The 22441-nt window shown below is 72.6% G+C and carries 20 protein-coding genes; 10 read left to right on the top strand and 10 right to left on the bottom strand.

The window, feature by feature from the left end; translation table 11 throughout:
- Window positions 1–107 precede the first annotated feature (107 nt).
- Window positions 108–1601, top strand: coding sequence for an MFS transporter (locus DEI94_RS09450; protein WP_111027165.1), 1494 nt, complete (start codon window positions 108–110; stop codon window positions 1599–1601).
- A gap of 21 nt (window positions 1602–1622) precedes the next feature.
- On the opposite strand, the gene DEI94_RS09445 is transcribed toward DEI94_RS09450, so the two are convergent.
- From DEI94_RS09445 to aroA, 3 genes are all read right to left on the bottom strand, one after another.
- Complete coding sequence (locus tag DEI94_RS09445) at window positions 1623–2405, bottom strand: inositol monophosphatase family protein (RefSeq protein ID WP_111027166.1); 783 nt, start codon at window positions 2403–2405, stop codon at window positions 1623–1625.
- Between the two features lie 135 nt (window positions 2406–2540).
- The gene (gene rsgA, locus DEI94_RS09440) at window positions 2541–3611 is read right to left on the bottom strand and encodes a ribosome small subunit-dependent GTPase A (protein WP_111027167.1); all 1071 of its coding nucleotides are present in this window, start codon (window positions 3609–3611) and stop codon (window positions 2541–2543) included.
- Window positions 3608–4954, bottom strand: a complete 1347-nt coding sequence (aroA, locus tag DEI94_RS09435) for a 3-phosphoshikimate 1-carboxyvinyltransferase (RefSeq protein ID WP_111027177.1) — start codon at window positions 4952–4954, stop codon at window positions 3608–3610. The genes rsgA and aroA overlap by 4 nt, the downstream gene beginning before the upstream one ends.
- A 67-nt stretch (window positions 4955–5021) precedes the next feature.
- Between aroA and DEI94_RS09430 the strand changes: the two genes are divergently transcribed.
- Both DEI94_RS09430 and DEI94_RS09425 read left to right on the top strand, forming a co-directional pair.
- Window positions 5022–5927: a sigma-70 family RNA polymerase sigma factor gene (locus DEI94_RS09430; RefSeq protein WP_284158401.1), complete on the top strand. Its 906-nt coding sequence runs from the start codon at window positions 5022–5024 to the stop codon at window positions 5925–5927.
- Window positions 5924–6166, top strand: a complete 243-nt coding sequence (locus DEI94_RS09425; protein ID WP_111009253.1) for a zf-HC2 domain-containing protein — start codon at window positions 5924–5926, stop codon at window positions 6164–6166. The genes DEI94_RS09430 and DEI94_RS09425 overlap by 4 nt, the downstream gene beginning before the upstream one ends.
- Window positions 6167–6247: 81 nt before the next feature.
- On the opposite strand, the gene DEI94_RS09420 is transcribed toward DEI94_RS09425, so the two are convergent.
- A complete protein-coding gene (locus DEI94_RS09420) occupies window positions 6248–10027 on the bottom strand; it encodes a multifunctional oxoglutarate decarboxylase/oxoglutarate dehydrogenase thiamine pyrophosphate-binding subunit/dihydrolipoyllysine-residue succinyltransferase subunit (RefSeq protein ID WP_111009252.1) in 3780 nt (1259 codons plus the stop codon).
- Between the two features lie 220 nt (window positions 10028–10247).
- Between DEI94_RS09420 and guaB1 the strand changes: the two genes are divergently transcribed.
- From guaB1 to DEI94_RS09405, 3 genes are all read left to right on the top strand, one after another.
- Entirely contained in the window at window positions 10248–11687 is a 1440-nt protein-coding gene (guaB1, locus tag DEI94_RS09415) for a GMP reductase (RefSeq protein WP_111009251.1), read from the top strand.
- Window positions 11688–11892: 205 nt separating this feature from the next.
- Complete coding sequence (locus DEI94_RS09410) at window positions 11893–13287, top strand: hemolysin family protein (RefSeq protein ID WP_111009250.1); 1395 nt, start codon at window positions 11893–11895, stop codon at window positions 13285–13287.
- Complete coding sequence (locus tag DEI94_RS09405) at window positions 13284–14321, top strand: hemolysin family protein (protein ID WP_111009249.1); 1038 nt, start codon at window positions 13284–13286, stop codon at window positions 14319–14321. The genes DEI94_RS09410 and DEI94_RS09405 overlap by 4 nt, the downstream gene beginning before the upstream one ends.
- A 60-nt stretch (window positions 14322–14381) precedes the next feature.
- On the opposite strand, the gene DEI94_RS09400 is transcribed toward DEI94_RS09405, so the two are convergent.
- Complete coding sequence (locus DEI94_RS09400; RefSeq protein ID WP_111009248.1) at window positions 14382–14789, bottom strand: VOC family protein; 408 nt, start codon at window positions 14787–14789, stop codon at window positions 14382–14384.
- Window positions 14790–14919: 130 nt separating this feature from the next.
- A complete protein-coding gene (locus tag DEI94_RS09395; RefSeq protein WP_111009247.1) occupies window positions 14920–15618 on the bottom strand; it encodes a helix-turn-helix transcriptional regulator in 699 nt (232 codons plus the stop codon).
- A gap of 174 nt (window positions 15619–15792) precedes the next feature.
- Here DEI94_RS09395 and DEI94_RS09390 point away from each other — a divergent pair, with 174 nt between their 5' ends.
- Window positions 15793–16785: an IS481 family transposase gene (locus tag DEI94_RS09390; protein ID WP_284183705.1), complete on the top strand. Its 993-nt coding sequence runs from the start codon at window positions 15793–15795 to the stop codon at window positions 16783–16785.
- Here the strand turns inward: DEI94_RS09390 and DEI94_RS09385 are convergent.
- Complete coding sequence (locus DEI94_RS09385) at window positions 16782–17861, bottom strand: NADH:flavin oxidoreductase/NADH oxidase (RefSeq protein WP_258377933.1); 1080 nt, start codon at window positions 17859–17861, stop codon at window positions 16782–16784. The two genes, DEI94_RS09390 and DEI94_RS09385, sit on opposite strands and share 4 nt — an antisense overlap.
- A gap of 163 nt (window positions 17862–18024) precedes the next feature.
- Here DEI94_RS09385 and DEI94_RS09380 point away from each other — a divergent pair, with 163 nt between their 5' ends.
- Window positions 18025–18855, top strand: coding sequence for an ADP-dependent NAD(P)H-hydrate dehydratase (locus tag DEI94_RS09380; protein ID WP_181441714.1), 831 nt, complete (start codon window positions 18025–18027; stop codon window positions 18853–18855).
- Window positions 18856–18868: 13 nt separating this feature from the next.
- On the opposite strand, the gene DEI94_RS09375 is transcribed toward DEI94_RS09380, so the two are convergent.
- The 3 genes from DEI94_RS09375 to DEI94_RS09365 form a co-directional block, all read right to left on the bottom strand.
- A complete protein-coding gene (locus tag DEI94_RS09375; RefSeq protein WP_111025697.1) occupies window positions 18869–19504 on the bottom strand; it encodes a TetR/AcrR family transcriptional regulator in 636 nt (211 codons plus the stop codon).
- An 86-nt stretch (window positions 19505–19590) separates the two neighbouring features.
- Window positions 19591–19779 carry a hypothetical protein gene (locus DEI94_RS09370; RefSeq protein ID WP_111009243.1) on the bottom strand — a complete coding sequence of 63 codons (189 nt, stop codon included), beginning with the start codon at window positions 19777–19779 and terminating at the stop codon, window positions 19591–19593.
- Between the two features lie 49 nt (window positions 19780–19828).
- Window positions 19829–20518 (bottom strand): YceI family protein, encoded by a 690-nt coding sequence (locus tag DEI94_RS09365; RefSeq protein ID WP_111025696.1) that lies wholly within the window; start codon window positions 20516–20518, stop codon window positions 19829–19831.
- Window positions 20519–20643: 125 nt separating this feature from the next.
- Between DEI94_RS09365 and DEI94_RS09360 the strand changes: the two genes are divergently transcribed.
- The gene (locus DEI94_RS09360; RefSeq protein WP_111025695.1) at window positions 20644–21936 is read left to right on the top strand and encodes a glycosyltransferase 87 family protein; all 1293 of its coding nucleotides are present in this window, start codon (window positions 20644–20646) and stop codon (window positions 21934–21936) included.
- A complete protein-coding gene (locus DEI94_RS09355; RefSeq protein WP_111025694.1) occupies window positions 21933–22244 on the top strand; it encodes a thiamine-binding protein in 312 nt (103 codons plus the stop codon). Before DEI94_RS09360 ends, DEI94_RS09355 begins: the two co-directional genes overlap by 4 nt.
- Window positions 22245–22441 lie beyond the last annotated feature (197 nt).

Below are 22441 nucleotides of genomic sequence, written 5' to 3'. Positions count from 1 at the left end.
GGCCGCCGCCGATCGGCGCTCCTGGTGGAGCCGCGGTGGCAGACGCGCGCCGGCATGGGGGACGTCCGCTCGGCGACCACGGCGTCGACGCGGAGTAGACGAGACGGGTGACGACGACCTCCCGATCCGACGCCGGCGACCAGGACACCGAGCGCGACCGGCAGCGGTGGCACGCGTTCGCGGTGTGCATCGCGGTCGCCGGGATCACGATCATCGACCTGTCGACGGTGAACGTCGCGCTGCCGTCGATCCAGCGGTCGCTCGGGGCGTCGAACTCCGAGCTCCAGCTCATCGTCGCCGGGTACGCGCTCGCCTTCGGCCTCGCCCTCGTGCCGGCCGGGCGCCTCGGTGACCTCCGGAGCCGCCGGCTCATGTTCGTGGTCGGCCTGATCGCGTTCACGACCGCCAGCCTGTTGTGCGCGATCGCCCCGTCCATCCAGGTGCTCGTCGTCACGCGGATCCTGCAGGGCTTCGCCGCGGGGACGCAGATGCCCCAGGTGATCGGCCTGGTGCAGCAGCTGTTCCGTGGGGAGGAGCGCGGACGCGCGTTCGGCATCTTCGGCGCGATGGTGGGCATCTCCACCGCGCTCGGTCCGACGATCGGCGGCGCGCTCATCGCCCTCGGCGGCGAACAGACCGGATGGCGCTACATCTTCTGGCTCAACGTCCCGTACGGCCTCGCGGCCCTGTACTTCGCGGTCCGCCTGCTGCCCCGGAAGCGCCAGGACCCGTCACGCGACCGCGAGCTCGACCTCGTCGGGATCGTCCTGCTCGGCGTCGCGGTCGTCACGCTCATGCTGCCGTTCGTGCTCACCTCGGGTACGGGCGACTCGCCCCTGCGGTGGCTCGCACTCGTCGGCACCGCGGTGTCCGGGGCCCTGTTCGTCTGGTGGGAGCGGCACTACGCGCACACGGGACGGTCCCCGGTCGTGCACTTCGACCTGTTCCGGCTGTCGTCCTACCGGAACGGCCTGCTCATCGCCGCGGTGTACTTCGCGGCGCTGCCGGCGACGTTCCTCATGGTGACCCTGTACCTGCAGGAGGGCCTGCACCTCGAGCCGTTGTTCGCCGGCATGGTGAGCATCCCGTTCGCCGCCACGGCCGCCGCGGGAGCGTGGTTCGGCGGTCGCCTCGTCAACCGCATCGGCAGGGCGCTCGTCGTCTGGGGGCTCTGCGCGGTGGTCGTCGGGTTCGTGGCGCTGCTCGTCGCCGCGACCACGACCCCCGCGTCGGTCACGCCATGGGCGATGGCGGGTGCGTTCCTCATCGGTGGCGCGGGCGGTGGCCTCGTCGTGTCGCCGAACCAGACCCTGACGCTCGCGCAGGTCCCCGTCGAGCATTCTGGTGTCGCGGGGTCGATGCAGCAGCTCGGCCAGCGCGTGGGCACGGCGATCGGCACGGCCGTCGCCACGAGCGTCTTCTACGGGATCGTGCGGAGCGAGGACCGGAAGGCGGGGGACCTCACGGCGTACCACGACGCGTTCCGCGCGGGCACGGCGTTCACCGTGGGGCTCGTCGTGCTCGTGCTCGCGCTCGCGATCGTCGACCTCGTGTCGCGGAAGAAGCGCGGCGAGGAGACGCCCGTGCCGCAGGAGGCCTGAGACGTCGCCGGGTCGTCGCGCCTACCCGCGGATGGTGCGCACGACCGCGTCGTGCAGGAGCCCGTTCGTCGCGAGGGCGGTGCCGTGCCACGGGCCGGGCTCGCCGTCGAGCGACGTGAACCGCCCGCCCGCCTCCTCGACCACGGGGACGATCGCCGCCATGTCCCACGGCTTCAGGTCGCCCTCGCCCGCGACGTCGAGGGTGCCCTCGGCGACCATCATGTAGGCCCAGGCCTCGCCGTAGGCACGGGTCCGCCAGACGGACCGGGACAACCGCAGGAGGCCGTCGAGCCGCCCGGCCTCGTCCCAGTCCTGGAGGCTCTGGTAGCTCACCGAGGCGTCCGCCAGCTCCGCCACCCCCGACACCCGCAGGGGACCCTCCGACGAGGAGGCCCCGAGTCCCGTCGCCCCCCACCACCGCTTGCTCATCGCGGGGGCGGACACGACGCCGACCCGGGGGACGCCGTCGACGGCCAGGGCGATGAGCGTCGCCCACACGGGCACGCCGCGCAGGTAGTTCGCCGTGCCGTCGATCGGGTCGATCACCCACTGCCGGTGTCCGGAACTCCTCGCGGTGGTCCCTGCGGCGGCGGTCGACTCCTCGCCGAGGAACGTGTCGTCGGGACGCTCGGCCGCGATCCGCTCGCGGAGGGCCGCCTCGACCGCCTGGTCGGCGTCGGTCACGTGCGTGCGGTCGGCCTTGACGTCGACGTGCAGGTCGGCCGCCCGGAAGCGGGCGAGGCTGATCGCGTCGGCCGTGTCGGCCAGGGAACGGGCGAACGCGAGGTCGGCGGCGAGGTCCACGCGCCGAGCCTACCGAGCACCGACGGTGCGCCTGGCCCGGCCGTCCTTCCCCGCGAGATCGCGCCCGTGGCCGCTCGCGGACCGGTCGGAGCGGCAACGACTGCGATGGCGGCGAAAGGAAGGGAGAGGGGCAGGTCAGTCCGCGCCCGGGTCCAGCTCGCCCATGCCCGTGAGCAGCGCGCGGAACGAGTCGAGCCGCTCGATGCCCGTGGGGCCGAGCTCGCCGTCCTGGACCCGGTCGACGATCTCCCAGTCGTGCGCCTGGTCGAGCGGTATGCCGTCGGCGGGCTCGCGGACCGGCACCGCGTGCGCGGCGAACGCGCGGAACACGTTCTCGGGCTGCACGTGCCCGAGGCCGAACGACCGCACGCCGGGGGTGTCGATGATCCAGCCGCCGCCGTGCACCGGCAGCGCGATCGAGGACGACGACGTGTGGCGCCCGCGTCCGGTGACCGCGTTCACGACGCCGGTTGCCCGGGAGGCCCCGGTCAGGGCGTTCACGAGCGTGGACTTGCCGACGCCCGAGTGTCCGACCGTCACCGTCACCTGGTCACGGAGCACGGCCGCGAACGCGTCGAACGGCACGTCACCCGCGGCGCTCGTGACGACGCGCAGGTCGAGGCACGCGAAGTGCGCGAGGAACGGCCCCGGGTCGGCGAGGTCCGTCTTCGTGATGCAGAGCACCGGGTCGAGCCCGGCGTCGAAGGCGGCGACGAGGTACCGGTCGACGAGCCGCGGCCGGGGCTCGGGGTCGGCCGCGGCGATCACGATGAGCATCTGGTCGGCGTTCGCGACGATGACCCGTTCGACGTCGTCCGTGTCGTCCGCGCTGCGGCGGAGGAACGTCGACCGGTCCGCGACCTTGACGATGCGGGCGAGGGAGCCCTCGTCGCCGCTCACGTCACCGACGAGCGACACGTGGTCACCGGTCACGACGGCCTTCTTGCCGAGCTCGCGCGCCTTCGTGGCGGTGATGACCCGGGCGTCGCCGGACTCGGCGTCGAGCGGACCGCCGCCGACGAGCACGCCGAACCGGCCGCGGTCGACGTTCGTCACCCAACCCGGGGTGGCGTCCTCGTGCGTGGGGCGCTGCTTCGTGCGTGGACGGCTGCCCTTCGGGTTCGGGCGCACCCGCACCGCGGACTCGTCGTACTGCCCGTACGGTTCGTCGAGGTCGTCGTCGTCCCCGCCGTCGAACCAGCTCATGCGCCCGACGTCGCCACGAGGGCGTCCCACAGCTCCGGGAACTGCGGCAGGGTCTTCGCGGTGGACCCGATGTCGTCGACCGCGACGCCGTCGACGACGAGGCCGATGATCGCGCCCGCGGTCGCCATCCGGTGGTCCTCGTACGCCGCCCACGGCCCACCGTGCAGCGGACGGGGCTCGATCCGGAGGCCGTCGTCGAGTTCCGTCACCGCGCCTCCGAGACCGGCGACGTCGGCAGCGAGCGCGGCGAGCCGGTCCGTCTCGTGACCGCGCAGGTGCCCGATACCGGTGATCGTGGACGGGCCGTCGGCGAGGGCCGCGAGCGCGACGAGCGCGGGCGCGAGCTCACCACCACGCGCCAGGTCGAGGTCGACGCCCGGCAGCGACGCCCCGCCACGGACGCCGACGCCGCCGTCGACGACGAGGTCCGCGCCGTCGCGCGTGACGGTCGCGCCCCAGTGCGGCAGGAGGGTCTCGAGGTCCGCGCCCACCTGGGTGGTGGCGGTCGGCCAGGTCCGGATGCGGACGGTCCCTCCGGCGACGAGCGCGGCCACCGCGAACGGTGCCGCGTTCGACAGGTCCGGCTCGATCGTGACGTCGCGGGCGGCGATCGGACCCGGGTGCACGTGCCAGACGCCCGTGTCGGGTTCGTCGACGACGACCCCACGGTCGCGGAGCGCCGCGACGGTCATCGCGATGTGCGGCATGCTCGGCAGCCGTTCCCCGCGGTGCCGGAGCAGCAGGCCCTCGTCGAACCGGGGCGCCGACAGCAGGAGGCCCGACACGAACTGGCTCGAACGGCTCGCGTCGATCGTCAGCTCGCCACCGCGCACACGGCCCGTCCCGGTGAACGCGAACGGCAGGCTGCCCCCGCCGTCGTCCGTGACGTCCACACCGAGCGCGACGAGCGACGCGATGGTGGTGTCCATGGGGCGCCGGCGCGCGGCCTCGTCACCGTCGAACACCACTGGACCGTCGGCGAGCGCGGCCAGGGGCGGGAGGAACCGCATCACGGTGCCGGCGAGGCCGCAGTCGACCCGGACGTCGCCGTGCAGCGGCGCGGGGGTCACGCGGAGGTCGGGGCCGTACGGGCCGGCCCCACCCGCCGGGTCGATCCGGACACCGAGCGCGCGGAGGGCGTCGACCATGAGCGCCGAGTCCCGCGAGTGCAGGGGGAGCCGGATCGTGGACGGACCGTCGGAGAGGGCCGCGAGCACGAGCTCGCGGTTCGTCAGGGACTTCGACCCGGGCAGGGCGACGTCGCCGTGGAGGGGACCGCGCGCCACGGGCGCCGGCCAGTCGTCACCGGCGGGGAGAGAGCGGGAATCAACGGGAGCCTGCATCGGTTCCCCAGGATAGCGATGCGCGTGCCCCGCCTGCCTGGCGAGGTGCGTGCCGGACAGGAGGACCATGGCCACCGCGCTGACAACGGAGCGTCCACGGGTGCGGACGTTCCCGTCCGCGTCGACGTCGCTGATCGGGGACCTCGACGACGACCGCCGACTACGATGGCGGGCGATGACGAGCCAGGACGACGCGACGAACCCCGACGGTCCGCTCGGACGACCCCCGGTCGACGAGACGGAGGAGCAGCTCGACGCCGTCGAGGAGGAGTCCCTCGCGCTCGCCGAGACGGACGGTGCGGACGCGGTCACGACCCCCGACGCGCAGGAGCTCCGCCGGCTGTTCGAGGAGCAGGCGTTGCCGTTCATGGACCAGCTGTACGGCGCGGCGATGCGGATGACACGGAACCCGGCCGACGCGTCGGACCTCGTGCAGGAGACCTTCGTCAAGGCGTTCGCGGCGTTCCGGTCGTTCCGGCAGGGCACGAACCTCAAGGCCTGGCTGTACCGGATCCTGACGAACACGTTCATCAACAGCTACCGGAAGAACCAGCGGAACCCCTACCAGGGCACCATCGACGAGCTCGAGGACTGGCAGCTCGGCGGGGCGGAGAGCGTCACGCAGAGCATCTCGTCGCGGTCGGCCGAGGCCGACGCGATCGACCACCTGCCGTCGTCCGCGGTCAAGGACGCCCTGCAGGCGATCCCCGAGGACTTCCGGATGGCGGTCTACTTCGCCGACGTCGAGGGGTTCTCGTACCAGGAGATCGCCGACATCATGAAGACCCCGGTGGGCACGGTCATGAGCCGGCTCCACCGCGGCCGGCGCCTGCTCCGCGGGCTGCTGGCCGACCACGCACGAGAGACCGGTGTGGTGCCCGACGCAGCGTCGACGGAGACGATGCGACCGCGGACCCGCACCACGAAGACGCCCGCCACGACGGGCCGGAGCACGGGGAGGAACGGACGATGAGCGGCTGCGACTGCTCGAAGGCCAAGGCGGAGCTCGAGGAGTTCCTGCACGACGAGCTCGAGCGCGACGACCTCGCGGACATCCGCGAGCACATGGCCGGCTGCGAGGACTGCTCGAGCGAGCACCGCGTCGGCGTGGTGCTCATGACGGCCGTGCAGCGCGCCTGCAAGGAGACCGCCCCGGAGGACCTGCGGACCCAGGTCATCGCCGCGCTGCGCGAGGCGCAGGCGACCCACTGACCCGACCGGGAGGCCCGCCCGCCGTCCGCCTCGTCGGCGGCGGTGCGGGGGGTCTCCCGGCCGGTCGGGGTCGGCGCCCGATCAGATGGTGAGCGCGCGGTCGATGACCTCGGCCGCCTCGCTCGCGGAGCGCTTCGACGACCCCGTCGCCGGAGCCGCGCTGGCGGGACGTGACGACACCGAGAGCGGACGGCCGTCGAGGTGGCGCGACAGCGCCATGCAGACGAACGGCCAGGCGCCCTGGTTCTCCGGCTCCTCCTGCGCCCAGACGAGGTCCGCCTGCGGGTAGGAGCGGAGGGTCGCGAGGATCTGGTCGAGCGGGAGCGGCGCGAGCTGCTCGAGCCGGACGAGTGCGATGTCCTCGACCCCGCGCTTGGCGACCTCGGCAGCGAGGTCGTGGTGGATCTTGCCCGAGTGGAGCACGACCCGCCGCACGGCCTGACGGTCGGCGATCCGCTGGTCGTCGATCACCTCTCGGAAGCCGCCGGTCGTGAACTCCTCGACCGCGCTCGTCGCCTGCCGCATGCGGAGCATCGCCTTCGGCGTGAACACCACGAGCGGCTTCTGCGGACGCGCGTGGGCCTGCCGACGGAGCAGGTGGAAGTACGACGCCGGGGTCGACGGCCGCGCCACGACCATGTTGTCCTCGGCGCAGAGCTGCAGGTAGCGCTCGATCCGAGCCGAGGAGTGGTCCGGCCCCTGGCCCTCGTAGCCGTGGGGGAGGAGCAGCACGAGCCCGGACCGCTGGCCCCACTTCTGCTCGGCCGACGAGATGAACTCGTCGATCACCGTCTGCGCCCCGTTGGCGAAGTCGCCGAACTGGGCCTCCCACATGACGAGGGCCTCGGGCCGCTCCACGGAGTAGCCGTACTCGAACGCCATGGCCGCGTACTCACTGAGCGGCGAGTCGTAGATGTACAGCCGGCCCTGGTCCTCGGTGAGGTTCGCGAGGGGGAGCCACTCCTGGCCGTTGACGCGGTCGTGGAACACCGCCTGGCGCTGCACGAAGGTGCCACGCCGGGTGTCCTGGCCGGTGAGCCGGACCGGCTTGCCCTCGACGAGGAGGGACCCGATCGCGGCGAGCTCCGCGAACGCCCAGTCGATGCCGCCGCTGCGCGACATCTCGACCCGCTTGGTGAGCAGCTGCTGGAGCTTCGGGTGGACCGTGAACCCCGCCGGGGGGTTGTCGTGCGCGTCGCCGACGAGTCGGAGGACGTCCGCGCTCACCGCCGTCTCGTGCACCTCGTGCTCCGAGTCGTCGCGCTGCGCGGAGGGCCGTTCGAGCCCCTGCACCGCGCCGCCGTCCGCGGGGACGACCGGGATCGACCCCGTCTGTGCCTCGTGGGTCTCGGCGAACGCACGCTCGAGGCGGTCCTGGAAGTCCCGATGCGCCTGGTCGTACTCGTCCTGCGTGATGTCGCCGCGACCGACGAGGGCGTCGGTGTAGAGCGTGCGGACCGAGCGCTTCGCCTCGATGAGGTTGTACATGAGCGGCTGCGTCATCGACGGGTCGTCGCCCTCGTTGTGGCCGCGGCGGCGGTACGAGACGAGGTCGATGACGACGTCGCGGTGGAACTGCTGCCGGTACGCGAACGCGATCTCGGCGACGCGTGCGACGGCCTCCGGGTCGTCCCCGTTCACGTGGAAGACCGGCGCCTGGATCGTCTTGGCGACGTCGGTCGAGTACACCGATGACCGCGACGCGCTCGGCGACGTCGTGAACCCGACCTGGTTGTTCACCACGACGTGGACGGTGCCGCCCGTGCGGTAGCCCCGCAACTGCGACAGCTGCAGGGTCTCGACGACCACGCCCTGTCCGGCCATCGCCGCGTCGCCGTGGACGAGCACCGGCAGGACGCCGAAGGTGCCGATCGGGGTCCGGTCCTGCTTGCCGCGGACGATGCCCTCGAGCACGCCGTCGACGGCCTCGAGGTGCGACGGGTTCGCGGCAATGGTCACCGGGATCGCGGTGCCCTCGGCCGAGCGGAACACGCCCTCCGTCCCGACGTGGTACTTGACGTCGCCGGAGCCCTGGCCCGCGACGGCGCCGGGCAGCTGTGTCCCCTCGAACTCGCGGAAGATCTGCCCGTAGGTCTTGCCCGCGATGTTCGTGAGCACGTTGAGCCGACCACGGTGCGCCATGCCGATCGCGACCTCGTCGAGACCCTCGCGCGCGGACTCCTGGATGAGCGTGTCGAGGAACGCGATCATCGACTCGCTGCCCTCGAGGCTGAACCGCTTCTGGCCGACGTACTTCGTCTGCAGGAAGGTCTCGAACGCCTCGGCCTCGTTGAGCTTGCCGAGGATCCGCAGCTGCTCGTCCTTGCCCGGCTTGGCGTACGGCACCTCGACGTGGTCCTGCATCCACCGGCGCTGGGCCGGGTCCTGGATGTGCATGTACTCCACGCCGATCGTGCGGCAGTACGAGTCGCGGAGGATCCCGAGGATGTCCCGGAGCGGCGCGCTCGTGGTGCCGGCGAGGCCACCCGTGACGAACTCGCGGTCGAGGTCCCAGAACGTCAGCCCGTGGTTCTCGATCTCGAGGTCCGGGTGGGTCCGCTGCTGGTACTCGAGCGGGTCGATGTCCGCCATGAGGTGTCCGCGCACCCGGAAGCTGTTGATGAGCTCCTGCACGCGTGCGGTCTTGTTGACGCGCGACGACAGGTCGACGTTGATGTCGTTCGCCCAGCGGATCGGCTTGTACGGGATCCGGAGCGCCGCGAAGATGCCCTCGTAGAAGCCGCGCTCGCCGATGAGCAGCTCGTGGACCGTCTTGAGGAACTCCCCGGACCCGGCGCCCTGGATGACGCGGTGGTCGTAGGTGCTCGTCAGCGTGATCGTCTTGCCGACCCCGAGCTCGACCAGGGTCTTCGGCGCGGAGCCCTGGAACTGCGCCGGGTACTCGAGGGCACCGGCACCGATGATCGACCCCTGCCCCTTCATGAGCCGCGGCACGGAGTGCACCGTGCCGATGCCGCCCGGGTTCGTCAGCGAGATCGTCGTGCCGGCGAAGTCCTCGGCCGTGAGCTTGTTCGCCCGCGCGCGCTTGACGAGGTCCTCGTACGCTGCGATGAACTGCGAGAACGTCAGGGTCTCGGCCCGCTTGATGCTCGGGACGAGCAGCGCACGGGTGCCGTCGGACTTCGGGACGTCGATGGCGATGCCGAGGCCGACGTGCGCCGGGGTCACGACGACGGGCTTGCCGTCCTGCTCGTCGTGGTAGACGTTCTGGCTCGGGAACTCCTGGACCGCCTTGACGAGCGCCCAGCCGATGAGGTGCGTGAAGGACACCTTGCCGCCGCGCGTCCGCCGCAGGTGGTTGTTGATGGCGATGCGGTTGTCGATCATGAGCTTCGCGGGGATCGTCCGCACGCTCGTCGCGGTCGGTACCTGGAGCGAGGCCTCCATGTTCGCGGCGAGGGTCTTCGCCATGCCCCGCAGCGGCGTCCGGACGTCCTCGTGGGTCTCCTCGTGGTCGTCCCGCTCGTCGCTCGGGTCGGCCGGGATCGGGGCCGGGGTCGGCTGCTTCGACGTCGTCCGTGCCGGCATCTGGATCGACGAGGTGCGCGGGGCACCGCCGTCCGCGGCGCGCGCGGGCTGCGCGACCGGCGCGGCCGGCTCGACGGGACCCGCCGGATCGGGAGTGGACCCGGCAGCCGGGGAGGGACCTCCCGGGCGGTCGTCGGACGCGCCCGGGTCGCTCACCTGCGTCCGGTGGTAGCTCTCGAGGACCGGCCACCAGGACCGGTCCACGGCGTCCCTGTCGACCAGGAACTGCTCGTAGAGCTCGTCCACCAGCCACTCGTTCGCGCCGAATTCGCCTGCGGTCTCGTCCGATGTCCCCGTCAGATGGCTCGACACAGCCGATCGCCCACTCTCCGTCGATTGATGCTGGTGCCGGTCGCACACACACGACCCGTGCACCGTGCGGGCAGCATCGCCCGCGCCCGTCAAGCCTAACCCGCCTGCGGGCCGCCTCGGCGGGAGCGCCCAGGGTGTCGGGACGGACCCGTCCGCCCCGGTGGCCGTCACCCCGCTGCGGCACGGTCGCCCCCGAGGAGGGCCGTATTACGGTGAGCGCATGAGGTTCTACGAGACGCGACCGACCCACGACCTGACGTACTCGGACGTGTTCCTCGTGCCGAGCCGCTCCGGCGTGTCGAGCCGGTTCGACGTCGACCTCACGCCGCCCGACGGCACCGGCGCGACCATCCCGGTCGTCAGCGCCAACATGAACTCGGTCACGGGTCCGCGGCTCGCGGCCACGTTGGCGCGGCGCGGCGGCCTCGGGGTCCTGCCGCAGGACATGCACCCGCAGGACCTGGACGCCGCCATCCGCTGGGTCAAGGCCCAGCCGGTCGATCACGACACCCCGGTCACGATGACGCCCGACACGACCGTGGCCGAGGCGCTGACGCAGCTCGCGCCGGTCCCCGGGCACGGCGTCGTCGTGCAGGACGCCGGCGGGGAGTACCTCGGCTGCGTCCCCGCGGTCCGGCTCGCGACCGCCGGCGAGGACGCGACGGTCGGTGACCTCCTGCACGGCGCGGTGACCGCGATCGACGCCGACGACGTCGACTCGCCGCGGGCCGTGTTCGACCTGCTCGCCGCCGCCGAGGTCGACTTCGCGCCCGTCCTCCGGCACGGTCGCGTCGTGGGCACCACGAGTCCCACGAGTGCGATCCGTTCCGGCATCTACCGGCCCGCGGTCGACGCGGACGGGAGGCTCCGGGTCGCCGCCGCGGTCGGCATCAACGGCGACGTGGCACGCAAGGCGTCCGCGCTCGTCGCCGCGGGCGTCGACGTGCTCGTCCTCGACACCGCGCACGGGCACCAGGAGGGCATGCTCCGTGCGCTGCGCACCGTGGCCGACCTCGGACTCGGCGTCCCGCTCGTCGCGGGCAACGTCGTGACCGCCGACGCGGTGACGCACCTCGTCGACGCGGGCGCCTCGATCATCAAGGTCGGTGTCGGCCCCGGGGCCATGTGCACGACCCGCATGATGACCGCGGTCGGGCGACCGCAGTTCTCGGCGGTGCTCGAGACCGCGGCGGCGGCGCGGGCGCTCGGCGCCCACGTCTGGGCGGACGGCGGTGTCCGGTACCCGCGCGACGTCGCCCTCGCCCTGGCGGCCGGCGCCGCGAGCGTCATGATCGGGTCGTGGTTCGCCGGCACGGTCGAGGCGCCGGGCGTCCTCAAGGTCGACGCGCAGGGGCGACGGTACAAGGAGAGCTGGGGGATGGCGTCCGCGAAGGCCGTTCGCGAGCGGTTCGAGCGGCTCGACCCGTACGAGCGCGCGCGCAAGGCCCTGTTCGCCGAGGGGATCTCGTCCTCGACCATCTACCTCGACCCGGAGCGTCCGAGCGTCGAGGACCTGCTCGACATGATCACGGCCGGAGTGCGGAGCTCGGCGACGTACGCCGGCGCACGTGATCTCCCCGCGTTCGCGGACCGTGCGCTCGTCGGCATCCAGTCCGCCGCGGGGTACGAGGAGGGCAAGCCGGTCCCGGTGTCCTGGTGAACCGGACCGTGTCCCGCTGAGCGGCACCGCGCCGAGCGCATCGGTTCCGCGCTGGGGGGATTCCCGGCCAGGGCGGGCCCCCGGGCGCTACTGTTGACCACACTGTGGACGACCCTCCTGATCGCACGTCGCCGGGCCGACATCCGAACGCGGCCCGACACGCCCGCCCGCGCCGCCAGCTCCTCCTGTTCCGGAGGCCCTCGGTATGACCGTCGTCGACCTCCTCATGCTCGTGGGCGGCGTCCTCCTCACCCTCGGGACGGGCGTGTTCGTCGCGAGCGAGTTCGCGCTCGTCAACCTCGACCGCGCCGACCTCGAGGCCCGGCGTGAGCGCGGCGCAGCGGGGCTGACGCCCGTCATCCAGGCGCTCAAGGTGACGGCGACCCACCTGTCGAGCGCCCAGCTCGGCATCACGCTCACCACGCTCCTCAGCGGGTACCTCCTCGAACCCTCCATCGCGCATCTCATCGAGGGCCCGTCCACGGCGCTCGGTCTGCCGGACGAGGTCGTCGAGCCCGTCGGGTCCGTCGTGGCGCTCGTCATCGCGACCCTGCTGTCGATGGTGCTCGGAGAGCTCGTGCCGAAGAACTTCGCGCTCGCCCTGCCGCTCGGTACCGCCCGACTCGTCGTGCCCGTGCAGATCGTGTTCACGACGGTGTTCCGTCCCGCGGTCGCGTTGCTCAACGGCACCGCGAACGCCGTGCTCCGCACGATCGGGATCGAGCCGCAAGAGGAACTGTCCGGTGCCCGGAGCGCCGAGGAGCTCACGAGCCTGCTCCGCCGATCCGCGATGGAGGGCAGCCTCGAGCAGGACACCGCCACGCTGCTCACCCGCACGATCGCGTTCTCGGAGCACACCGCGAGCGACGTCATGACGCCGCGCCCGCGGGTGTCGACGATCGGGGTGGCCGAGTCCGCCGCCGACGTCATCGCCCTCGCCCGCCGCACCGGGTTCAGCCGGTTCCCGGTGATCGACGAGGACGCGGACGACGTCGTCGGCATCGTGCACGTCAAGGCAGCCGTCGCCGTACCGCGCGACAAACGGGCGGAGGTGCCGGTCGGTGCGCTCCGGACCGAGGCCGAGCGCGTCCCCGAGACGATGCACCTCGACTCCCTGCTCACCGCCGTCCGCGGTCGCGGGTACCAGATGGTGATCGTCGTCGACGAGTACGGCGGCACCGCCGGGGTCGTCACGCTCGAGGACCTCGTCGAGGAGCTCGTCGGTGAGGTCTCCGACGAGCACGACCGGACGCGGGTCGACGTGGTGCGGTCCCGGGGCTGGCTGACGTTCCCGGGCCTGCTGCGCCCGGACGAGCTGCAGGACCGTGCGGGCGTCCGTGTCCCCGACGACGGCCCGTACGAGACCATCGGTGGCTTCGTGATGAGCCGACTCGGGCGCCTCCCGGTGGTCGGCGACACGGTCCCCGTCGACGGCGGGATGCTCCGTGTGGAGCGCCTCGACGGCCGCCGGATCGACCGCATCCGGTTCACGCCCACGCCGACGGCGGTCGACGAGGGTGAACCGGCGGTGCCCGGGTCGTCGAGCATCGCGCCCGAGGTGCCCGACGAGGTCGGGGTCCGACTGGGGGTCCCGCGATGAGCGACTGGCTCGGCATCCTCTGGCTCGTCGTGCTGCTGCTCGGCAACGCGTTCTTCGTGGCTGCGGAGTTCGCCGTCATCTCGGCGCGACGGTCCCAGATCGAACCGCGCGCGGAGCAGGGCTCGCGGGCCGCGCAGCGCACGCTCTGGGCGATGGAGCACGCCACCCGCATGCTCGCGACGACGCAGCTCGGCATCACCGTGTGCTCGCTGCTCATCCTCAACGTCTCGGAACCCTCGATCCACCACCTGCTCGAGGGGCCGCTGCACCTCACGGGGTGGGACGTCGAGGTGACCGGCACCATCGCGTTCGTCATCACGCTCGTGATCGTGTCGTTCCTGCACGTCGTGTTCGGCGAGATGGTGCCGAAGAACATCTCGTTCTCGATGCCGGACCGGGCCGCGCTCGTGCTCGTCCCGACGCTCTGGTACCTCGGGCACGGCGTCCGCGGGATCACCGTGGTCCTGAACGCACTGGCGAACGGGTTCCTCCGCGTGTTCCGGGTCGAGCCGAAGGACGAGGCCGTCAGCGCGTTCACGGTCGACGAGGTCCAGACGATGGTGGAGCAGTCCCGCCGCGAGGGCACGCTCGTCGACGCCGCCGGCACGCTCGCCGCCGCGTTCGAGTTCACGGCGAAGAAGGTGCGGGACGTCGCGGTGCCGATGCCCGACCTCGTCACGCTCCCGGACGACGCCACGCCGGGCGACGTCGAACGGGCGGTCGCGACCCGTGGGTTCTCCCGGTACGTGCTCGTCGGCGACGACGGCGACCCGACGGGCTACGTGCACGTCAAGGACGTCATCGACCTGCGCGAGGACGAGTTCGACGACCCGGTGCCGCCGAAGCGCATCCGCCAGCTCATCTCGCTGTACCGCGACATGGACCTCGAGGACGCACTCGCGACGATGCGGGCGGCGGGTGTCCACCTGGCGCGCGCGTTCGACGCCGACGGTCGGACGACGGGCGTGCTGTTCCTCGAGGACATCCTCGAGGAACTCGTCGGCGAGGTCGAGGACGCGACCCGGCGTCGCTGAGCCGGGTCGCGCCTCCCGGACGGCGGCGCGCGCGGTCGGCTCGTGCCGGCACGCGGGAACTCAGCGCGGGACGCCCTCGAACTTCGTGATCGCGGCGGGGGTGACCGGCGTGAAGCAGTTCACGAGCGTGCCGTCGGGATCCCGGAGGAGCAGCGACCGGTTGCCCCACGGCATCGTCGTCGGCGGTGCGACCACCTCGACCGTGCCGTCGTCGAGTTCGGCCGCGAGCGCGTCGACGTCGTCGACGAGGAACTCGACGATCGGCGTCCGGCCCGTGCTCCGGTCCGACCGGCCGCCGAGCACGGCGACCATCGTGCGGGTGCTGCCGATCGCGAGGGTCCCGCCGGCGGTCCGGAGTTCGGCGAAGTCCGGTGCGGGGCGGACGGCGGTGACACCGGTCACGCGCTCGTGGAAGGCGACGAGGCGGTCGACGTCGTCGGTGATGAGGCGGACGGAGACGAGGTTCACAGTGGGGCTCCCGGTTCGGTGGCGCCGCTGGTGCGGCACGGTGACGGCCGCGGAGTGCGGCGACGACCAGGATCGCGGGCGCGAGCGACAGCCCTGTGTCGGTGTTTCCGGTGCCGATGGCCGATCCGCGTCAGACGAGTGTCAGCGTCCGGAGGTCCCCGTCCGGCACCGCGATCTCCTCGGGGCGCACGGTCCGGCGCGGCGCGGTCTCGGCCGTCACCGTGAGGCCGTCGATCCGGTCGACGCGGAACGCGCGGAGGTCGTCACGGAGGCGGCACCACCCGAGGAGGTACCACCCGCCGGCGGCGCCGATCCATCCCACGGGCTCGACGTCCCGGAGTGTCGTGCGCCCCGCACGGTCCGTGTAGCGGAGCCGGAGGACGCGCCGCGCCGAGACCGCGTGCCCGAGCGCGGGCGGGGCGGCGGCGTCGAGCGGGACCGCGCCGAGGAAGTGCACGCGGTCGGCCAGGTCCCGCGCGGCGTCCGCGTCGTCGGACCGCATGGCCGCGAGGACCTTGCGCAGTGCCACGGCTCCTGCGTCGCGGAACGGGCTGCCGGCGAGGGCCTGCAGGGCGACCGCGACCGCGACCGCCTCGTCCGGACCGAAGTTGACCGGCGGGAGCGTCCGCGCGCGGTCGATGCAGTACCCACCCGTCCGACCAGGCTCGGCCCACACCGCGGCACCCGACTGTTGCAGCGCGCTGACATCGCGTTCGATCGTGCGTCGGCTGACGGAGAACCGGTCGGCGAGCCACGCGGCGCTCCGCGGGCGCGGTGCGACGGCACGGAGTTCCTCGACGATCGCGTACAGGCGGTCGGTCCGGTTCACGGGCTCACGATAGTCCCGAGCGGGCCCGGAGCGGGCCCGCTCGGCCGGACTAGATGTACTGCCCAGGGACGTTGGTTGTGTTGCGACGACTCGCTGTAGTCGTTGGGATGTGAGAAGGACCTCCTGCAGTGGAGTGGAGCTGTCTAGTTCACACACTCTCCGCAGGAGGTCCTCGTGTCCCACGCTAACGCTGCCCTGACACCACGCCAACGCCTCCGGATAGGTCGTCTGATCGTCGATGACGGCTGGCCAGTCCGGCACGCAGCCCTGTTCTTCCACGTGTCCTGGCCGACCGCGAAGCGCTGGGCCGACCGGTATGCGGCCATGGGCGCCGAGGGCATGCATGACCGCTCGTCCCGTCCGCACCGGTCCCCGAACCGCACCCGCCCTGAGCTGGTGAAGAAGGTCGTCGCACTTCGCTGGCGAAAGCGCCTCGGTCCCGTTGGGATCGGCGGGCAACTCGGCATGCCGGCCTCGACAGTGCACGCCGTGCTGACCCGCTGTCGGGTGAACCGGCTGCACCACATCGACATCCGCACCGGCGAACTCGTGCGCCGTTACGAGCACGAACGTCCGGGCGCGATGATCCACGTCGACGTGAAGAAACTCGGCAACATCCCCGATGGCGGCGGCTGGCGCTACGTCGGCCGACAGCAAGGTGGGCGGAACCGGTCAGCAACGCCCGGTAAGGGCCGCAGCAAGCATCGCGGCCCGCTGATCGGGACCGCGTTCGTGCACACCGTGATCGATGACCACTCCCGCGTCGCTTACGCCGAGATCCACGACGACGAGAAAGCAGCGACCGCGATCGGGGTGCTACGGCGGGCCGTGTCGTGGTTCGCCGCACGCGGTGTCCGGGTGGAGCGGGTCCTCTCCGACAACGGCTCTGCCTACAAGTCCCACGCCTGGCGCGAGGCCTGCACTGAGCTGGAGATCACGCCGAAGAAGACCCGCCCCTATCGGCCGCAGACCAACGGGAAGATCGAACGCTTCCACCGCACCCTCGCCGACGGGTGGGCGTTCTCACGGCACTACCCGACCGAGCACGCCCGCCGGAACGCCCTCCCGGCATGGCTGCATCACTACAATCACCACCGGCCCCACACCGCCATCGGGAACCGGTCACCGATCACTCGGTTGACCAACCTCCCTGGGCAGTACAACTAGACGATCGGCGCGCGGTGGTACTGCCGGGGCGCGTACGGCAGCTCGACGCGGAGCGCCGCCGCGGCCCGGAGGGCGAAGTTCGGGTCGCGCAGGAGTGCCCGACCGATCATGACGACGTCCGCCTGCCCGGTGACGAGGACCTGCTCGGCCTGGTGCGGCTCGTCGATCATCCCGACCGCTGCCGTGGGCACGCCGGTCGCCGCTCGGATCGCCGCCGCGAACGGCACCTGGTAGCCGGGACCGACGGGGATGGTGGCCTGCGGGACGTTGCCACCCGTCGAGACGTCCACCATGTCGGCTCCGTGCTCGGCGACCCAGCGTGTCACCTGCTCGGTGTCCTCGAGCGTCCATCCGCCGTCCACCCAGTCGGTGGCCGAGAACCGCACGACGATCGGCACGTCGGCGCCGACCTCGGCCCGGACGGCGTCGACCACCTCGACGAGCGCGCGTGCCCGGTTCTCGAGGGAGCCTCCGTAGGCGTCGGTCCGGGTGTTGCTGAGCGGCGAGAGGAACTGGTGGAGCAGGTACCCGTGCGCGGCGTGCACCTCGAGCAGGTCGAAGCCCGCGTCGACGGCACGGCGAGCGGCGGCGGCGAAGGCCCGGACGACCTCGTGGATGCCGTCGGTGTCGAGCGCGGCCGGCTCGGCGTAGCCGTCGAACGCGATCGCACTCGGCGCGACGGTCGTCCATCCGCCCTCGTCGGCGGGGACGCTGCCGTGCTGTTCGGCCCAGGTGCGGTGGGTCGACGCCTTCCGTCCGGCGTGCGCGAGCTGGATGCCGGCGGCTGCACCCTGGCTGTGGATGAAGTCGACGATCGGACGGAACGCGTCGCGCTGCTCGTCGTTCCAGATCCCGAGGTCGTGCGGGGTGATCCGTCCTTCCGGCACGACGGCCGTGGCCTCGGCGAGCACGGCGCCCGCGCCCCCACGCGCGAACGACCCGAGGTGCACCAGGTGCCACGGCGTCGGGACGCCGTCCTGTCGTTCCACCGAGTACTGGCACATCGGGGAGACCCAGATGCGGTTGCGGACCTCGAGTCCGCGGAGGGTGATGGGTTCGAACAGGGCGTGCGTCACGCGGTGGTCTCCTCGTGTCGGGGGTGCCCGCCGCGCCGGACGGTGCGGCGAGGGTGTGGAGGAGTGCCCGCGGGACGGGGACGGCGTCGTGCCGCCGTCGGCCCGGGGTCCTCCGTGGCCCCGAGCGGAACGGACTCCTCCACTCAACCGTAACGTGGGGGACGTGAACGCATTCCGCCCCTTCCGCATCGAGGACGCCGCCGACTGGATCACCCCGCCCGAGCCGGACACCGACAAGTACGGTCGCGGCGTGCTCGGCATCGCGACGGGGTCGAGTGCGTACCCGGGCGCTGCCGTGATCGGTGTCGACGCGGCCGTCCACACGGGCGTCGGCATGGTGCGGTACGTCGGTCCGGAGCGGGCGACGGACTTCGTGCTCGCGCGACGCCCCGAGGTCGTGTCCGGAGTGGGACGCGTCCAGGCGTGGCTCGTCGGCTCCGGGACGAACGCCGACGCCCTCGACGCCGAGACCCGTGAGGGACTCGCGCACGCGTCGGACGACGGCGTGCCGGTCGTCGTGGACGCCGGGGCGCTCGGCGCGGTCGACCTCGGACCGGCCGCCGTCCTGACGCCCCACGCGGGCGAGCTGGCGAAGCTCCTCGGCGTCGACCGGGCCGCGGTGCAGGCAGATCCGCGTGGATCCGCGCGTCGCGCCGCCGACCGGACCGGCTCGACCGTCCTGCTCAAGGGCCGGATCACGCACGTCGCCACACCCGACGGCGGGCCGTCGTTCACCGCGGACAGCGCCACCCCGTGGCTCGCGGCGGCCGGCGCCGGGGACGCGCTCGGCGGCGTGCTCGGCGCGCTCGTGGCGACGCGGGCCGCGCGGGGGCCCCTGACACCGACGGACCTGGCGCATCTGGCCGCGGCGGCGGCCGTGCTGCACGGCACCGCCGCCGTCCGTGCCTCGGACGGTGGCCCGTTCACGATGACGTCACTCGCGCAACACGTCTCGCGTGTCGTCGCGGACCTCGCGACCGGACGGACCGTCTGAGCGTGGCGGAGCGCTACAGCGGCAGGTCGATCTCCCACACGGGCGGGATGTAGGCACGGGACCACCCCTCGCGCATGCGCGTGATCGCGCGGTCGAACGCCTCGACCAGGTCCATGCCCGGTCGCACCATCGACTGCAGCTGCAGGCCCTCGTAGAGCGCGATGAGCTGCTCGGAGCCGTACGCCGGCACCATGGTGTCCGGCTCCCGTCCGGCCTCGATGTCGCGGGACAGCTGCCGCTGCACCATGAGCTGGAACGTCAGCCACCGGTCCTGGAGGCGCGGCGCGAGCGGGTGCCCGGGCGTCGCGGCGATGTTGAGCATCGCCGTGAGCAGACGCATGAGCGCCGGGTCCTCGACGTTCGCCTCGACGATGCCGCGGAGGAACCGCACGGCGCCGTAGCGCTCGGCGAGCGGGAGGATCGGTGCCATCCGCTGTGCGTTCCAGTGCTCGATGGTGGCGAGCACGAGGGTGTCCCAGGGCCCGATCGACTCCTCGAGCTCCGCGACCGTCGTCCCCGCGCGCTCCGCGAGCAGCTCGGGCGACGCCTCGTGGAACGCGACATCGCGGAACATCGCGATCGCCGCCTCCAGGATCGCGGTGCGGCGGTCGTCGACGGTCGGAGCCCCGTCCAGCGCGGTGTCGGTCACTCGACCATCCGACCGCAGATCAGGTGTCCGGCGCGACCGCCAGTCCTGGGGACACGGCAGCGGGGTCGGAGGCTGTCCGCGCGGGGCTACCGCGCGTCGAGTTGCCGCTTGACCTGGCTCAGCTCGGGAGGGGTGAGGTTCGTGCCGTCCGCGCGCTTCGCCTCGTGCACCACCCGCCTCGTCGGTCCACCGCGGTCGTCCACCTCGTCCTCGCCGCGCCAGTCCACGGGGCCGAGGCCCGGGATGTCGATCGTTCCGCTGCTCGGGGTGCCCATGCCGAGGACCGTACGCGGGGGCACGTGCGCGGACGTGCGGCAGGGACGGTCAGGAGGCCGGGGTCGCGTGCACCTCGAACTCGACCGACCCGGTGTCCTCGACCCTGACGAACCCGAGACTCGGGGCGGTCACGCCGTAGTCGGCGAACCGGATCGGGATCGTGCCGGACACGTCCGCACCGTCGCCGTCGAGTCCCGACTGGATGGTCGCCGTCACCGTCCGCGTCACGCCGTGCAGGGTGAGTTCCCCGGTGACCCGGCTGGTCGTCGTCCTGCTCGACGAGGACGGCACCGCACCGGGGATCGACGCCGTCGTGGTGAACGTGGCGGTCGGGAAGGCATCGGCGTCCATCGCCGAGTCCCGGAAGTACGCGTCGCGCTGGCTGGAGTCCGTGTGGATGCTCGCCACGTCGACCCGGATCGTCGCGGCCGTGATCGCGGTGCCCGCCACCGTGGCGGTGCCGGACACCTGCCCCGTCCGACCCGTGACCGTGACCGGCTGCCCGTTGAGGACCTCGTGCACGCGGTACCCCGCGGTCGAGCCACTCGCCACGCGCCAGGTGCCGTCCATCTCCGCGGTGTGGAGCGTCGACGGTGCCCGGCTCGCGGCGACGCTCGGGGTCGCCTCGGCCTGGGCATCCACGTGGTTCCGGTACACCACCGGGCCGACGACCGCGGCGATGACCGCGAACACCACCACGACGACGCCGATGCCGATCCAGATCGTCCGCTTGCGCATGGCCGAACCGTGGCACGGCGCGCTGCGTCACCCCTGGGAGGCCCCTGGAGACCCCGCCACGGACCGCAGGAACGCCGCCCGTCGCCGCGGGCACCCGCACCGGCCACCGCTACGCTCGTCCGGTGGTGACCGCCCCGCCTGACGCCGTCGCGTCGCACGCGCGTCGCGCCCTCGTCGCCCGCTCGGCGGACATCGCGCTCGTGGTCGCGTTCCTCGGCGTGCACGCACTGCTCTGGTACCTCGACCGCGTGCTCCCGAACCTGCCGCTCGGCGACGTCACGTACACCTACCGGAACTGGGTCGCCGAGGGCGCCGCATCCGGCACCTGGGTCGGCATCGACCGCGACTGGGTCTACCCGGTGGTCGCCCTCGTGCCGATGGTGCTCGCCGCGGCGGGGGGTGTCGCGACCATCGGCACCGGGTGGCTCGTGCTCATGACCGTGCTCGACCTCGGGGTGTTCGTGCTGCTCTGGCGGCACCGCGTCCTCGGGGTGCGCGTCGCGTGGTGGTGGACGGTGTTCCTCGTGGCGCTCGGACCGATCGCCCTCGGTCGGATCGACACCGTGGCGACGTGTCTCGCCCTCGCCGGCGTGGTCGTCCTCGCCGCGCGTCCGGCCGTCGCGTCGTCCCTGTTCACCCTCGCAGCCTGGATCAAGGTGTGGCCGGCCGTGCTCGTCGGGACGCTCGTGCTCCTGCGGCGCGGTCGTCGGCCGGTGCTCATGGCGGCCGGGGCGACGACCCTCGTCGTGGTGCTGGTCGACCTCGTGCTCGGCGGGGGCGCCCACCTGCTGTCGTTCGTCGGGCAGCAGACGGGGCGGGGCCTCCAGATCGAGGCGCCGCTGGCGACCGCGTTCCTCTGGCGCGCGCACGCCGGGGTGCCCGGCACCGTCGTGTACTACGACCAGACGATCCTGACGTTCCAGGTGCGCGGATCCGGGACGGCCGCCGCCGCCGCCCTCTCGACACCGTTCATGGCACTCGTCGTCGTGGCCGTGGTGCTCCTCGCCCTGTGGGCCGTGACCGGCGGCGCACGACGAGCCGAGGTCGCTCCGGTCCTCGCGACCGCGCTCGTCGGCGCGCTGCTCGTCACGAACAAGGTCGGGTCCCCGCAGTACATCGGGTGGGTCGCGGTGCCGGTGGTGTGGGGCCTCCTGGCGGGTCGGGCGAGCGCCCTGCGCTTCCTGGCGCCGGCGGGGCTCGCCCTCGTCACCGCGTTCACCACGCAGCTGGTGTACCCCGCCCCGTACGACCGGCTGCTGGCGCTCGACCCGGTGACCCTGGCGGTCCTGTCCGTGCGGAACGCGCTCGAGCTGGCGATCCTCGTGTGGGCGGTCGTCGCGCTCGTCCGCATGCGACGTCCCGCCACCGCCGGCGACCGGGAGGACGGTCGACGGGTCGGTGGCACGATGGACACATGATCGTCGCGTTCTCCGTCGCCCCGTCCGGGGGTCCCCTCGCCGCCGAGGACGGCTCGGTGCACGACGCCGTCGCCGCGGCTGTCCGCGTCGTGCGGGCGTCCGGGCTCCCGAACCGCACCTCGTCGATGTTCACCGAGCTCGAGGGCGAGTGGGACGAGGTCATGGCCGTGGTCAAGGCCGCGACCGAGGCCGTCGCCCCCTTCGGCACGCGCGTGTCCCTCGTGCTCAAGGCCGACATCCGGCCGGGGCACACGGGCGAGATCGACGGCAAGCTCGCCCGCCTCGAGCGCGCTCTGGGCCGCGACTGAGCACTGCTGGCGCCGCGGCTGAGCGCTGACCGGGCCGCGGCTCCGGTGCTCGCCGCGAGCGGCGCATGCGCACACCTGGGAGCGCTGCGTGCGATCGGGCGACACGCCGCGGTGGTTCCGGTGATGTCGGTGGTCGGGTGTGTCCTTGGATCATCGGGGCGGACGTGATCCCCACACCAGGGACCTGCCCGACCCGG

Source organism: Curtobacterium sp. MCBD17_040, from assembly GCF_003234805.2.
Classification (GTDB): Bacteria; Actinomycetota; Actinomycetes; order Actinomycetales; family Microbacteriaceae; genus Curtobacterium.
The sequence above is the reverse complement of the archived record's forward strand: the minus strand, read 5'-3'. Positions and strand labels throughout refer to the sequence as shown.